Raw genomic sequence first — 13,973 nt, 5'->3', positions numbered from 1 at the left:
TCACATTTGCGCCCAGCTTCGTGTCCAGATAGCAGAATCATAAAAAACTAACAAAAAAATCTCAGGAGTTTTCGGAATATGAAAGTAGGCGCAGCAGAGCGCACACCTGACCGTGTGGCGCGCGGGGGTCGTGTTGTGAAATGGAAAGGACAGGTGGCAAGCATGGCGCCATCTCTGTTCCTTGCATCGGTATCAGTAGCCGCACTGTCCGTGGGCATTGCCGCAGCCGAGGTTATATCCTCACCTCAAAATACGCCATTCATCCTCAATACTGACGAAGATCTCACGATCACGCCGACAGGTGCTGTCATCCAAACCTTAACCAGTGGACCGGCGGTCATTGTCAATCCCACCTATTCAAGCAGGTTCGCAAATAATGGCACGATTTCCGGACCCGCCCCAACGGCGCCTGTCGGGTTTGGTGTTATATTCGGCAATACAGTCGCGGCGACTGGGCAAATCATCAACAACGGTACAGTCGATATCGGCGTTAATGGGTCGACCAGTGCATTTGCCGCCGGCTTTCTACTGACAAGCAATCTGGCTGGCGCGTTTTCCAATACCGGCACCGTCACCGTTGCTGCTGCAGCATCGACCAGTGGTCTGGTTGGCGCAGTCGGCGCGGCGTTCTTCGGCACAGTCGAAAACACGGCATCCATCCAGAATTCTGGCTCAATCTCGGTTGTTGCGCGTGGAGGCACAACGTCTAGTTCGATCCTCAGCCCGGCATCCGCTCTGGTTTTTGCCTCTGACGTCAACACGAATATCGTCAACAGCGGAACACTCAGCGTTCGTCACGAAAACGGACCCTTGGCGGCAGCAACCAGCGTAAGAGTTTGGGGGGCGCTTAATGGCAATCTGAACAATTCGAACACCATTCGGGTGACTGCATCCAACGGCAGCACGGCCGAGGCCAAAGGGGTGCACGTCGTAGGCACTGTAAACGGCAACCTGAGAAATTCGGGCACGGTTTCGGTAAACGCAACCGCACAAACCGAGGCCACCGCATGGGCGTTCCATCTGGAAAGCGACCTGAACGGTAACTTCGTCAACACAGGTACGATTACGGCCTCGGCCGACGCAACTTCGGGCAACGTCGATGCTTCCGCTGTTTATATCGAAGGCGATACCAACGGCAATGTCACCAACAGCGGCACGATCACCGTCAATGGCAATGCCTCCACTTCGGTCAGTGCCTCAGGCTTCTATCTGTCGGGCGACGTAAACGGGAACTTCACCAACTCTGGTTCGATTACCGTCACCGGCACAAACAACGATTCCGACGATGTCGAGTCTTACGGGCTTTACGTCGGTGGTGACGTGACCGGGAATGTGAACAACAGCGGTGTTGTTGAGGTTCGTGCGGATTCCTCATCTGAGGCCAGCGCCCTTGGTTTTTATATTGACGGCGATCTGACGGGCAATTTCACCAACGCAGGCACCGTAACAGCCGTCGCTGATGCGGATACGGATTCAGCCGAAGCTTACGGCGTCTATGTCGAAGACGAACTGAACGGCAATTTCAATAACAGCGGCACCATCACCTCGCAGGCCAACGCTGCCGGGTCTGAGGCCTATGCCTATGGTGTTTATATCTCGTCCGATGTGTCGGGCGACATCAACAACAGCGGCTCAGTCATTACGCAGGCCACATCTGATGACAGCTTCGCGTCGGCTATTGGTATTTTTCTCGATGGTGACACCACCGGGAACGTCACCAATTCGGGCATGGTGTCCGTCAACGTAAACGCAACATCCAATGTGGTTGGTCAGGGCCTCAATCTTGAAGGCACATTTGACGGCACATTGGTCAATTCCGGGACCATCTCTGTCAGCGCGGTCGAGACATCTGTGTCCTCCCCTGCGCCCGGAGCAATCCCTCCGGGACCTCCGCGCCCGCCACGCCCACCATTTTCCCGCGGAGGTGATGTAAGCGGCATCTTCATCGACGATGCCGTGACCGGCGATCTCGTCAATGATGGCTCGATCACCGTGAACGCACAGACGGCAGAAACGGCCACTGCAGCAGGTCTTTACCTGCGCGATGACCTGACCGGAAACTTTTCCAATACCGGTGCCATTACCGTCACATCCCTCTCTACCGATGACGAGGCCACCGCTGTCGGCCTGTATGTCGACGGGGCCGTGAACGGCAACATCTCAAATTCCGGCAGTGTAAGCATCCGGGCCGAGGGTGCTTCGTCCGCTACTGCCGCTGCCTTTGAAATCCGGGACGGGCTCAACGGCAACTTCGACAACTCGGGCACGATTATTGTACGCAGTCTGGACGTCGTGGACGACGAAGCCGAAGCCTACGGCCTATACGTCCGCAACGGTGTGAACGGCAACATCACCAACAGCGGTATCGTTGACATCCGCGGTGACGGCTATTCGTCAGCCACCGTTTACGGGTTCTACATCTCGGGTGGGATGACTGGCGACTTCACCAACACCGGTACGATCAGCGTCATTGCCACCGATCAGACAGACGAAGCCGAAGCCGCAGCGCTGTATGTCAGCAGCGGCCTGACCGGAAACATCGACAACAGCGGAACAATTATTGCCCGAGCAGAAGGTGAAACCTCGGCCACGGTTGCCGGTTTTTATATCAGCGGTGGTTTGACCGGAAACTTCGACAACTCGGGCACGATCTCGGTCTTTGGCCAGGATGCGACTGAGTCTGCAGAAAGCTATGGCCTGTATGTCAGCAGCGGTCTGGACGGCGATGTCACCAATTCGGGGACCATCACGGTTGAGGCGATCGCGGATGAATCCGAAGCATATGCCTATGGCATCTATGCCGACAGTGTTGATGGGAATATTTCCAACAGCGGAACAATTTTCGCCAGTGGTCAAGGATCGACATCTGCCACGGTTGGTGGTGTCTACATAAACAACGGCCTGAACGGCAATTTCTCGAACAGCGGGTCGATCACCGCTATCGCAGTTGACCAGACGGACGAGGCCGAAGCTTATGGTCTGTACGTTAACAATGGCCTGACCGGAGACGTTTCTAACAGCGGGTCGATCACCGTGACCGCGAATGGCGGCACCAGCGCATCTGCCTATGGCGGCGGCCTGTTTATAAGGGATGGTCTGGTTGGCACCCTGTCCAACACCGGTGTTATCGAAACCACCAGCGTTGCCCTTGGCGACGACGCGACGGCGCGCGGCGTCTATGTCCGCGAGGGTGTCACCGGCGGGCTTAGCAACAGCGGCAGCATCACGGCGTCGGCCACAGGTTCCGAAGACGCCAAGGCTCAGGCCATCCTGCTGTACGATCAGGTGACGTCCGACGTAACCACCTCCGGCACAGTGACCGCCACTGCCACGCTCGTGAATGGCACCAGCAGCGCCGACGCGCTTGCCGCCGGTGTCTGGATCGAAGACATGCAGGGGACGTTCTCGAACACCGGTGTTATCACTGCGACCGCGGTGGCAACCGGCGGCGCGGCGGCCGAAGCTGCTGGGCTGTATTTCGAAAACTTCGACGGCGTGATCAGCAAGGTCGGTAATATCTCGGCAACAGCCGAAGGCGGACCGGCCTATGCAATCTTCCTAGGCACCGGATCGGGTACGTTGAACGTCAACACAACTGATCGTGTCAGTGGGCTGATCCGAGTGCAGGATCACGATGTGAACCTGGACGCTCAGGGCGGCAGCATCGTGTTCAATTTCGAAGACGCGGCCCCAAGCGTGGGGGCATTTACCACTACGGTCTCGGACGGCAGCTCTGCCTGGTTTGTACAGGACGAAGGCGGCTCGGCGCCGATCTACGCAGCGGTGGATGCCAGCGAAATCTTGCCCTCGGGTGATGTCACCGCCTTTTTGGGCAGTGTTGTCGGCACATCCGGCAACGCGCTGAACTTTGGCCTCAATGAACAGGTCACGCGGGCTTCGGCCACGGGCAACGTGTCGGCGCTTACCTTTGGTGCGTTCCGCCCCTTCGCCCAGATCGACGGCGCAGCCCGCCGGTTTGAGACCTCGCCCGATGTCGATACCGATGTCACCATCTTCAACGGCAGCGCTGGTTACTCGGGGCAGTTGGAGAACAGTCTAGCGCTTGCCCTGAGCATGGGTGTGTTCCAAGCGGACGGTGACAACGACTCGACCGATTTCGACACGACCGGTTTCTATCTGGATGCAGCGGTAGGCCGCCAGTTCGGTTCGTACACGGTCGAGGCAGGCCTGGGTTATGGCTGGTTGTCGACAGATCGCTCTCGCGAAATCATCGGCAGTGCAGATGCCAAGGGCGACTATGACAGCACATTGCTGACGGCCTATCTTGGAGCGGAACGGTCGTTCGATGTCAGCGACCAGTTCGGTCTGCTGGGCTTTGGTGACGTGCGTTATACGCGCCAGGAGGACGATAGCTATACCGAAACCGGCTCGATCGCCAACGCCACCGTCGGCGACGTCACAACCGAGGTGATAGAAGCGCGCCTAGGTGCTGAGATCGACAAGACACTGGCCAATGGCGGCGTCGTGCTCGGCCAGCTCAGCGGTGTGCTGCGGCGCGGTCTGGGGGATACTGAGGGTGACATCACCACCTTCGGGACCACGCAAACCCTGACATTTGCCTCGACCGATTTCACCGGTGCAAGCGTTCTGGTCGGGTATGAGCAGGCCCTGCTGTCGAACATGCAGCTTGAAGTAACCGCCGAACAGGAAATCGGTGACGATGCCCAAGGGCCGTACTTCCAGGCCGGACTGCGGTGGTCGTTCTAAATCACTGAAAACAAGGGTTCGCCGGGTTGCTCGATAACAATCCGGCGAACCACTTCATATGCACATTGCCTTCTGGGCGCGCGATAGCCTTCGCAGGCTCTAATCTACCCTTCCACTCTCTTTGGAAAACACCGCAGTACGCGGGTTCGCACCGACATCCTTCAACATTGCCAAAACCTCGGCTTTCCAGCCTGCCTTGATCTTAAGGGCCAATTGCGAAGGCGGCCGGTGATCCGGCTCAAGAATTGCGTATTCGTACCTGAGCGGGTTTTCAAAGGGAACAAATACGACCCTTCCTCCTGACGAGTTCAATTCCCGTTCGGTTGCCACGGTCAACGGGTCCACGATGGTGCAGCACTGCCCCGAACTCACAAAAGGTATGAGCGGCAGAAAATATTGGCAGGTCACCGTCGGATTGTACTTGGCAGACGCGTCCTGAAACTCTCGCCTGACCTTGTTCTGAAATGGATGCGTCGCATGCAGACCGCCCATCGGCGTTCCGTCCAGATCGGAAATCGTGATACTCTCGCGCAATGCAAGCGGGTGATCCCGGTCCATTGCGCAGAAACAGTCCGCCCGTATCAACTCGGCTGAATACTGCGGCTCTTTCCCGACAGAGAATTCGAAATCGGCAAAGCCAAAGTCGATATTCTGCGTCCCTGCCAGCTCCATGATTTGCGGTGAACTGCGCGTTGACAGTGTAATTTGGATATCGGGGTTTTCACCGACTGACTGACTGATGAAGCGCGGAAATAAATAGGCCGACGGGCCGGGCATCGTGGCAATATTCAGGCTACCGGAGTGACCTTTGATCAGCCCTTCCATCGTGCTGGAAATCGTTGCAAGACGATCGAGAATTCCAGTGGTTTCCGCCAGCAGGTAATGCGCTTCTGGAACCGGAACCAACCGACGACCTGTACGTTCGAACAGTGCCAGACCCAGAGTTTTTTCGAGGTTTTTCAATGCCAGACTGATCGCTGGCTGCGTTCGGTTCAGTTTCTTGGCGGTCTGAGAGATGGAGCCGGTTTCCATCACCTCTCGAAAAACGGTGAGCTGAGTAAGGTTCATGCCTTAATGTATAAGGCAAACCTTAGTTTTGTGAAATATAACAAATTTGTATTTATGCGAATTACCTCTACGCTTGCAGGATCGAAAATTGGGTGAACCGATTCCAACGATCCAAAAAGGGAGAAAATGATGAAATTTGTGAAATGTTTTGCAGGCCTTGCCTTGGCTGGTGCCCTTGCCGCCCCGGCATTGGCGCAGGATCCAACCTTTTTCCGTATTGGTACCGGCGGCGCTGGCGGCACCTATTTCCCAATCGGCGGGACTATTGCTAACGGCATCTCGGCCCCTCCGGGCTCGCGCCCCTGCGAAGAGGGCGGCCAGTGCGGTGTGCCCGGCCTGATCGCCATTGCGCAATCAACGACCGCATCTGTGTTCAACAACGCTGCCGTTCAGAACGGAGAGCTTGAGGCCGGTCTGGCCGCGGCGGATGTCACCCGGTCTATGTATCTGGGCGAAGGCAAGTTTGAGGGTAAACCCCACCCCAAACTGCGCATCGTGGCCAACCTGTTCCCCGAAGACCTGCACCTGGTGCTTCCTGCCGGTTCCACGATCAATGACCTGAGCGATCTGGAAGGCAAACGCGTCGGCATCGCGCAAGCGGGTTCGGGTACGCAGGTAGCCGTGCTTCAGATGCTGGACGCATGGGGCGTCAATCGTGACAACATGGATGAGGCCGAACTGAACAACAGCCAAAGCGCCGAGCGTCTGGCCGATGGACAGCTGGACGCCTACTTCTATGCCGCAGGCTGGCCGGTTGCCGCGATGGTGCAGCTGTCCTCGACCAAGGGCATGAACCTGCATTCGTTCAGCGACGAAGATCTGGCCAAGATCAACGAGATCATTCCGGCCTATATCCCTTCGGCCATTCCGGGTGGCGTCTATGAAGGCATCGACGCCGAAACCAGAACCCCTGCGGTCAGCGCGATGCTGGTTGTCTCCTCGGATCTGTCGGATGATCTGGTTTATCAGCTGACCAAGGCGCTATGGAACGACAACACCCGCAAGCTGCTGGATAACGGCCATGCCAAGGGCAAGCAGATCACTCCCGACACAGCTCTGGACGGTGTCGAAGCACTGGGCGTTCCGCTGCATCCGGGGGCCGAGAAGTTCTACAAGGAAGCCGGGCTTCTTCAGTAATCGCACCTAACGGAAAACTTTCGTCCGGTGCCCCGTTTTGGGGCACCGCACTCTCTCACTACGCGAAATCGGGGGGCCATCATGTCCGAGACCCAGAAACTTGATGACCACGAGCTGACCGCCGAAGAACTGGCAGCCATCGAAGAACAGTTCGACGAAGGTGCCGCCGTCCGGCAGGTAACGCCGACCACCGGCAAAGTTCTGCGTGTCGTGGCCCTGATCCTTGCGTTCTACGAATTCTTCACTGCCGGGTTCGGCCTGCCTGCTGATCACTGGCACATGGGAATCTATCTGGCGCTGCTGTTCATTCTGGTTTACGCGACGATCCCGGTTATCGGGGCCAAAAGCCTTTATGCGCTCAAGGTCAGCCGGTTCCGTATTGGCAACATCCCATTATATGATCTTGTGTTTATGGCGTTGGGGATCATTGCGGCGCTGTATGTCGGCGTTGCCTGGCGAGGCATCCCATTTCTGGGGATCGAAGAACAGACATTCCGAATGGGCAACCCCAACACCTATGACGTGGTATTGGGCGTAATCATCATCCTTCTGGTGTTGGATATCGCGCGGCGCACACTGGGATGGGTACTACCGCTAATCATCTGTGTCTTTATCTCATACGCCCTGCTTGGGCCGTATTTCCCTGGCTTGCTGCAGCATCCCGGCGTCAATTTCAAAACTTTCGTGTCGTCGATGTACTTTCCGCAGGAAGGCATCTATGGCGTCACGCTTTGGGTTGTTTCGACCATCGTGTTCCATTTCGTGCTGTTCGGCGTGATCGCGCAGCGCACGGGGCTGGGACAACTCTTCATCGACAACGCAACGATTTTGGCGGGCCGCTACACCGGCGGGCCGGCAAAAGTGTCGGTGGTATCCTCGGCCTTTTTCGGCACGATCTCGGGTTCTTCGGTGGCTAACACCGTATCGACCGGCGCGCTGACAATTCCCAACATGAAGCGCCTGGGATACCCCGGCCACTTTGCAGGCGGGGTCGAGGCAGCGTCCTCGGCCGGTGGCCAGATCACACCGCCAATCATGGGAGCCGCGGCCTTTATCATGGCCGAGTTCCTCGAGGTGCCATACACCACCATCGTGATCGCCGCGATTTTCCCTGCAATCTTGCACTATGTCGGTGTCTTCGCCGTGGTGCACCTGATGGCGCGCAAACTAAACCTGCAGGGTCTGGCGAAAGAGCAATTACCGCAGCTCAAGGCCGTTTGGGCCGAGGGATGGGCCAACATCGTGCCTCTGATCGGTCTGTTGGTCGTTTTGTTCACAGGCTACACGCCGTTCATGTCTGCCTTTTGCGGCATTTCACTGGCAGTAATCGCAGGTATGTCGCGCCTCAAACAACCGCCGACCCTGATCTACGCGGCAGCATTCCTAGCCTTTGTGCTTTGGAAGTTCTCGGACGGTGGGTTCGACCTGACGATGACAGCGATCCTGTGCGGACTGTCAGTGATCGCCACACTGAACCCGCAAAAGCGCATCGAGGTACCCGAGATGCTGCAGGCGGTCGAGCTGGGCGTGAAGTACTCGCTGGCAGTGGGTGCTGCTGCGGCGGCTGTGGGCATCGTTGTAGGTGTAATCAACACCACCGGTATCGGCTTCCGCATAGGGTTCATGGTGACGCAGGGCGCGGGCAATCTGGCGTCGGATCTTTACAATATGATCTCGTTCGGCAGCTTCCAGCTGTTTGCCATGGAAGACCTGCAGCTGTTCATCTCGCTGGTCTTCATCGCCATCGTCTGCATCCTGATGGGCGCTGGCATCCCGACCACGGCACTTTACATCATGTTGGTTTCTGTGGCGCAGCCTGCTCTGGCTCAGCTGGGTGTGCCGCCAATCGCAAGCCACCTGTTCGTGCTCTACTATGGCGTCGTGTCCGAAATCACGCCCCCCGTTTGCACCTCCGCATATGCGGCAGCGGCCATTGCCAATTCAAACCCATTCCGAACCGGGCTGTCCGCTTTTACCCTTGGGTTGGGCAAGGTGATTGCGCCAATGGCTTTTGTCTATGCGCCGGTTCTGTTGTTTGTGTCTTCAACCGGGTTCAATCTGTGGGAGTTCACTTACACAGCCGCCAGCTGTATCGCCGGGGTCATCGCACTGTCGGCGGCCGTGGTGGGCTACTGGCTGAAACCGTTGAACATCGTGTCGCGTATCTTGATGGCTATCGCCGGGGTGATCTTTGTCGCACCAAGCCTGACGGCGGACCTGATCGCGCTGGCTGTGGCGTCACCCGTCATTGTCACCCAACTGATCGCCCGCAGCCGCAGCCATTCACCGGCCTGACGATATGACCGAGCAAGTCACTATCATCGGCGCCGGGATCGTCGGCATTTGTTGTGCCCTGTCTTTGCAGGAACGCGGTATTCCGGTTCGGTTGGTCGACAGAGGCGAACCGGGTCAGGAAACCTCATTCGGGAATGCGGGCGTGGTCTCTCCGTGGTCGATCATTCCGCAAGCGGTTCCGGGCATCTGGAAGAAACTGCCCCAGATGCTACTTGACCCCAAAAGCGCGCTGTCCGTCCGGTTTTCTTTTTGGCCCAAAATGGTCCCCTGGGGCCTGCGGTTCCTGGGAAATTCAGGCGAAAAAACCGTGCGCGAGGTTGCGGACGCGATGGAGTTTTTGTGCCGCCCGTCCATCGATCTGTACCGTCGGCACCTGCAAGGCACCGGCCGCGAAGACCTGATCATCGACAGCTATTACATCCACGCATTTCGCCAACCTGAGCACGCCGATCTGGATGCGCTGGGGTATCTGATCCGCCAGGAAAAAGGCGGCGATCTGGAACGCGTTGATGGTGCGGAACTGCGGCGCCTCGAGCCTGCGCTGACAAATGACTTCAAGGCAGCCATCCTGATCAAAGGGCAGGCGCGCGCAACCTCTCCGGGACGGATAGGTGCGGCTCTGGCAGAAAAGGCGCGCGTACAAGGCGCCGAAATCGTACGGTCCGAAGTTACAGGCCTGACCCGCACACCAGACGGCGACTGGCAGCTTGCCACGTCCGAAGGGCCACTGGATGCCCGAAACGTTATCCTTGCGGCTGGTGTGTGGTCTGCCGATCTGCTGAAACCGCTGGGGCTGACCGTCCCGCTTGTGGCCGAACGCGGATATCATGTCGAATTTCCCTCTCCCGCCGCCCAATTGAACAACTCGGTCATGGATGTCGACGCGAAGGTGGTTGCCAGTTCTATGCTGGATGGCCTCCGAGTGGCTGGCACAGCCGAGTTTGCAAGCGTCGACGCCCCCGCCGATCCGCGCAAGCAAGGGATCCTAATCGATCAGGCAAAAACGATGATCCCGGACCTTGATACAAGCCAGGCACAGTTCTGGATGGGACAGCGCCCGTCCTTTCCCGACAGCCTTCCGGCAATAGGGCAGCTTGACAGCAACACCGGGCTTTACGGCGCTTTTGGCCATTCTCACTACGGCCTGATGATGGCCCCCAAAACCGGCGAGCTTGTGGCTGATCTGGTGTCCGGTCGCAGCCCGAACGTCAATCTGGACCCCTATTCACTGGCCCGGTTCTAAGTTCATCACATGTGTCGGCACACTCAAACGAAGAGGACCAGATAACCATGCCAATCTACGACGGCGGCCAGAACATCTGCGGGGCATCCATCGGGGTTCTCTGCCTTGAGAGCTATTTCCCCAAACCCCCCGGTCATATCAAGAATCCATCCAGCCTGCCCTTCCCGGTTCTCTACGAGATGATCGACGGCGTCACCGTCCCCGCCTTGCTGAACAACCCGTCACCCGAGTTGTTGACCCCTTTCCTCGAAGGCGCAAAGCGGTTGGAGGCCGAGGGTGTGCGGGCCATCACCGGCAGTTGCGGATTTCTGGCGTTGTTCCAAAAAGAACTGGCCGCAGCGGTTTCCGTACCAGTCTTCGCATCCAGCCTGATCCAGGTACCGCTGGCTTTTCACATGACCGGAGCAAGCGCCCCGGTTGGAGTGCTGACGGCGGATGCGTCGGCCCTGACGCCCCGGCATTTCGACGGGGTCGGCGCAGCGGGAATTCCCGTTGCCGTTCAGGGCTTGGAACACACCAAGGAATTCGCCGAGGTGATCTTGCAGAATGCTCGAACCCGCATGGACACCAATCTGATCGAAGCCGAAGTCATCGAGGCTGCCCTTACCCTGAAACGACAGGCACCGGACATTCGTTCTCTGGTTTTGGAATGCACCGACCTGCCGCCCTATGCCGTGCAGATACAGGACGAGCTAAAGCTTCCTGTCTTTGATCTAACGACTCTGGCGCAGATGGCGCACTCTGTTTCAACGCGCAGGCCATACACCGGGATAATGCCTTGGTAGTAGACAGCATCAGTCCTCGCCAATTGAGCGTGGACCCCGACGCGCCGCTCTGGATACTTCGCGTGCTGCAGCAGGCGACTACGACTACGGAGGTTTGAAGTGTCCTTCGAGCTGTCCATCCTGATGATTGCCATTTGCCTGGGGGCAATTCTGCAGGTCGGAATTGGTATTGGGTTCAGTATCGTGGCGGGTCCGCCAATGATGGTCCTTCTAGGAACCACGACAGCCGTACCTGTTTTGTTGCTGTTGAATACAATCGTTTCAGCGGTTGCAGCCGACCGGCACATCCTGGCAACCGAACACAAGACGATCCTGACCGCGATCATCGGCTGCCTTATCGGTGTGATCGCAGGTCTGGCCGTGTACCCATTTCTAAGCGAGGCCTTCGTTCTGGCTTTGACTGCCAGCCTCCTGCTGGTTGGATTGCTAACGACGCTGGTTCCCTTTCACCGTGCGATCGGCACTGCGGGCTTTACCGGTGTATCGGGATTGTCCGGCCTGGCAACCGTATGGGCTGCAACACCCGGCCCTTTGATGGTGTTTGGTCTGATGGCCAAGGGACGCAAGGCAAAAGATGTCGCAAAACTTGTTCAGCCCATTGCGCTGATGGCCTACGGGATTGCGTTCCTGCTGCATAGTCTGGCAGATTCTCAGCCCATTCCCTTCGGGCCGCAACTTTGGCTTTTTGTCGCGGTTACACTGGCTGGCAGTCTCTGCGGTCGTCTCGTTGGCCCCTTTCTGCCCCAATCTCTGATCACAGCAGCAATCAGGGTTGTATCCCTAATTGCATGCTGTGTTCTCTTTCAACGCGCCTATGTGATGGCATAGCTTCGACAGGAAGATGATGACACATAAGGATATTCTGGCCGACTTCCCACGGGCTCAATTCATGTCTGGACCAACGCCGCTTGAGCGGCTGGACAGGTTGTCGGAGGAACTGGATATCGATCTCTGGCTCAAACGCGATGACCTGACAGGGCTGGGATTTGGCGGCAACAAAACCCGGCAACTTGAGTTCCATTTTGGGGACGCGCTTCAGCAAAGGGCCGATACCGTTCTAATCACAGGGGCCGTACAGTCGAACTTTGTGCGATCGGCAGCGGCGGCGGCGGCCCGGTTGGGGATGCAATCCGTGCTGCAATTGGAAGAACGCGTTCCGGGTATGGGGCCTGAATATTACACATCCGGGAATGTGCTGTTGGCCAAACTCCTGGGCGCAGAGCACATGAGTTATCCCGAAGGCGAGGATGAAGCCGGGGCGGATGCCGCCCTGCATGTACGAGCCAAGGAGCTTAAGGCGCAGGGGCGCAAGCCCTACGTCATACATCTGGGCCTGAACCACCCGCCGCTTGGAGCATTGGGATACGTGGCCGCCGGGCAGGAATTGTGTCAACAATTGCCGGATTTCGATGCGGCAGTTGTCCCGTCGGGCAGCGGGGCAACGCATGGCGGACTGTTGACCGGTATCGCATTGCAAGAAAACTTGGCCTCGGTTTTCGGTGTGTGTGTGCGCCGGGACAGCGAAAAACAACGGGCACGCCTGGAGGTTGTTCTGCAAAAACTGGCAGGGCTGCTTCACATCGATCCTGTGCCGTTGCTGCAACGAATCCAAGTCACGGACAATGCACTGTCGCCGGGCTATGGCAAGCTGAGTGAAAAGACACAATCTGCATTGGAAAAAATGGCCCGTACTGAAGGTATTTTCCTTGATCCCGTTTATACCGCCAAAACCTTCGCAGGGCTGCTGGGCTTAGTGGAAACCGGACGTATTCGGCGTGGTCAAAAGGTGGTCATGATACACACCGGCGGTTTGCCCGCCTTGTTCGGATATCAAAGGGAGATGCATCTTTAGGACGACAACCGACAAGATGCCTGCAAGTAGCAATCTGCGTAAGGCCCCCTAAGCTGCCAAATCCCACGTCACTCTGGAACGTTCGGTAACAACGGCCTTCGACCGCTCGCCTCCAAAACCCAGCAAACTGTTCCTTGAAAATCCACAGGTAAGGGGGTTGCCGTACCCTGCACCCGTATCAATGTTCACACGGTTACTGTGGTGCTCCGGAGATGCGACATGAGTGTCGCCGTGCACCACCATCCAAGGTAAAGCGTCCCGGGAATTCAGAAACTCCTCGCGGATCCAGATCAGGTCATCAGGGTCCTGCTGATGCAGTGGAATCCCGGGCCGAATGCCTGCATGGACAAACAATAGGACCTCATGCTGAAAATAAGGCAGCAATCCTCGCAAGAAATCTCTGTGCGCTTGAGGAACGACCGCTTTAGCCTGAGTGTGAACCTGATAGATTCTATCCCCGTCGTCCACGTCAACACAGTAGGAGCGCAGTGTTTCAACCCCGCCTTTACGAGGGTGAATCCAGTGGTACCAGACAAGAAGACGAGCATCGTTAAACGGTCAGACTTCATTTGCTGTCCCACTATATCTTTGAATTTCCGGTAGACAGACGACGACCGTCTTTCCCAACGGGAATTGAGTAACCCTAGGCGTGGGAGACGTTTTTGATTTTCTGGTCACTTGCGAGTTCACCTAAAGCTTGAGAATTCATGATGCCTGTATCCTTTTGGAGGCATCTTACACTGATCAAAATGGCTTATTCAGGTGATGTTTTGGGCGGCGGATGCAACGCTTACTTTGGAAGTTTGTTTACGGGGGGTGGATTTGAGCCTCTGACCTTGAGGTTATGGTTTGAAGGGACGGTGGC

At 57.1% G+C, this 13,973-nt stretch carries 8 protein-coding genes; 7 read left to right on the top strand and 1 reads right to left on the bottom strand.

What is annotated here, in order from left to right:
- The first annotated feature begins 162 nt into the window (after positions 1-162).
- Positions 163-4,728 carry a beta strand repeat-containing protein gene (locus ACR0IY_RS17605; RefSeq protein WP_480675592.1) on the top strand — a complete coding sequence of 1,522 codons (4,566 nt, stop codon included), beginning with the start codon at positions 163-165 and terminating at the stop codon, positions 4,726-4,728.
- A 99-nt stretch (positions 4,729-4,827) separates the two neighbouring features.
- Here the strand turns inward: ACR0IY_RS17605 and ACR0IY_RS17600 are convergent, their stop codons facing one another.
- A complete protein-coding gene (locus ACR0IY_RS17600) occupies positions 4,828-5,796 on the bottom strand; it encodes a LysR family transcriptional regulator (RefSeq protein ID WP_480675590.1) in 969 nt (322 codons plus the stop codon).
- A gap of 129 nt (positions 5,797-5,925) precedes the next feature.
- On the opposite strand from ACR0IY_RS17600, the gene ACR0IY_RS17595 reads away from it, so the two are divergent.
- The 6 genes from ACR0IY_RS17595 (at position 5,926) to ACR0IY_RS17570 (ending at position 13,108) form a co-directional block, all read left to right on the top strand.
- Positions 5,926-6,933, top strand: a complete 1,008-nt coding sequence (locus ACR0IY_RS17595; protein WP_480675588.1) for a TAXI family TRAP transporter solute-binding subunit — start codon at positions 5,926-5,928, stop codon at positions 6,931-6,933.
- A gap of 81 nt (positions 6,934-7,014) precedes the next feature.
- Positions 7,015-9,228, top strand: coding sequence for a TRAP transporter permease (locus ACR0IY_RS17590; protein WP_480675586.1), 2,214 nt, complete (start codon positions 7,015-7,017; stop codon positions 9,226-9,228).
- 4 nt (positions 9,229-9,232) lie between these two features.
- The gene (locus ACR0IY_RS17585; RefSeq protein ID WP_480675584.1) at positions 9,233-10,471 is read left to right on the top strand and encodes an NAD(P)/FAD-dependent oxidoreductase; all 1,239 of its coding nucleotides are present in this window, start codon (positions 9,233-9,235) and stop codon (positions 10,469-10,471) included.
- A 47-nt stretch (positions 10,472-10,518) separates the two neighbouring features.
- A complete protein-coding gene (locus ACR0IY_RS17580) occupies positions 10,519-11,256 on the top strand; it encodes an aspartate/glutamate racemase family protein (RefSeq protein WP_480675582.1) in 738 nt (245 codons plus the stop codon).
- Between the two features lie 99 nt (positions 11,257-11,355).
- Positions 11,356-12,084, top strand: coding sequence for a hypothetical protein (locus ACR0IY_RS17575; protein WP_480675580.1), 729 nt, complete (start codon positions 11,356-11,358; stop codon positions 12,082-12,084).
- Positions 12,085-12,097: 13 nt separating this feature from the next.
- Complete coding sequence (locus ACR0IY_RS17570) at positions 12,098-13,108, top strand: D-cysteine desulfhydrase family protein (RefSeq protein ID WP_480675578.1); 1,011 nt, start codon at positions 12,098-12,100, stop codon at positions 13,106-13,108.
- Positions 13,109-13,973: the final 865 nt, after the last annotated feature.

This window comes from Ruegeria sp. BC1 (assembly GCF_056539305.1).
This window is presented reverse-complemented; position numbering and strand designations above follow the sequence as displayed.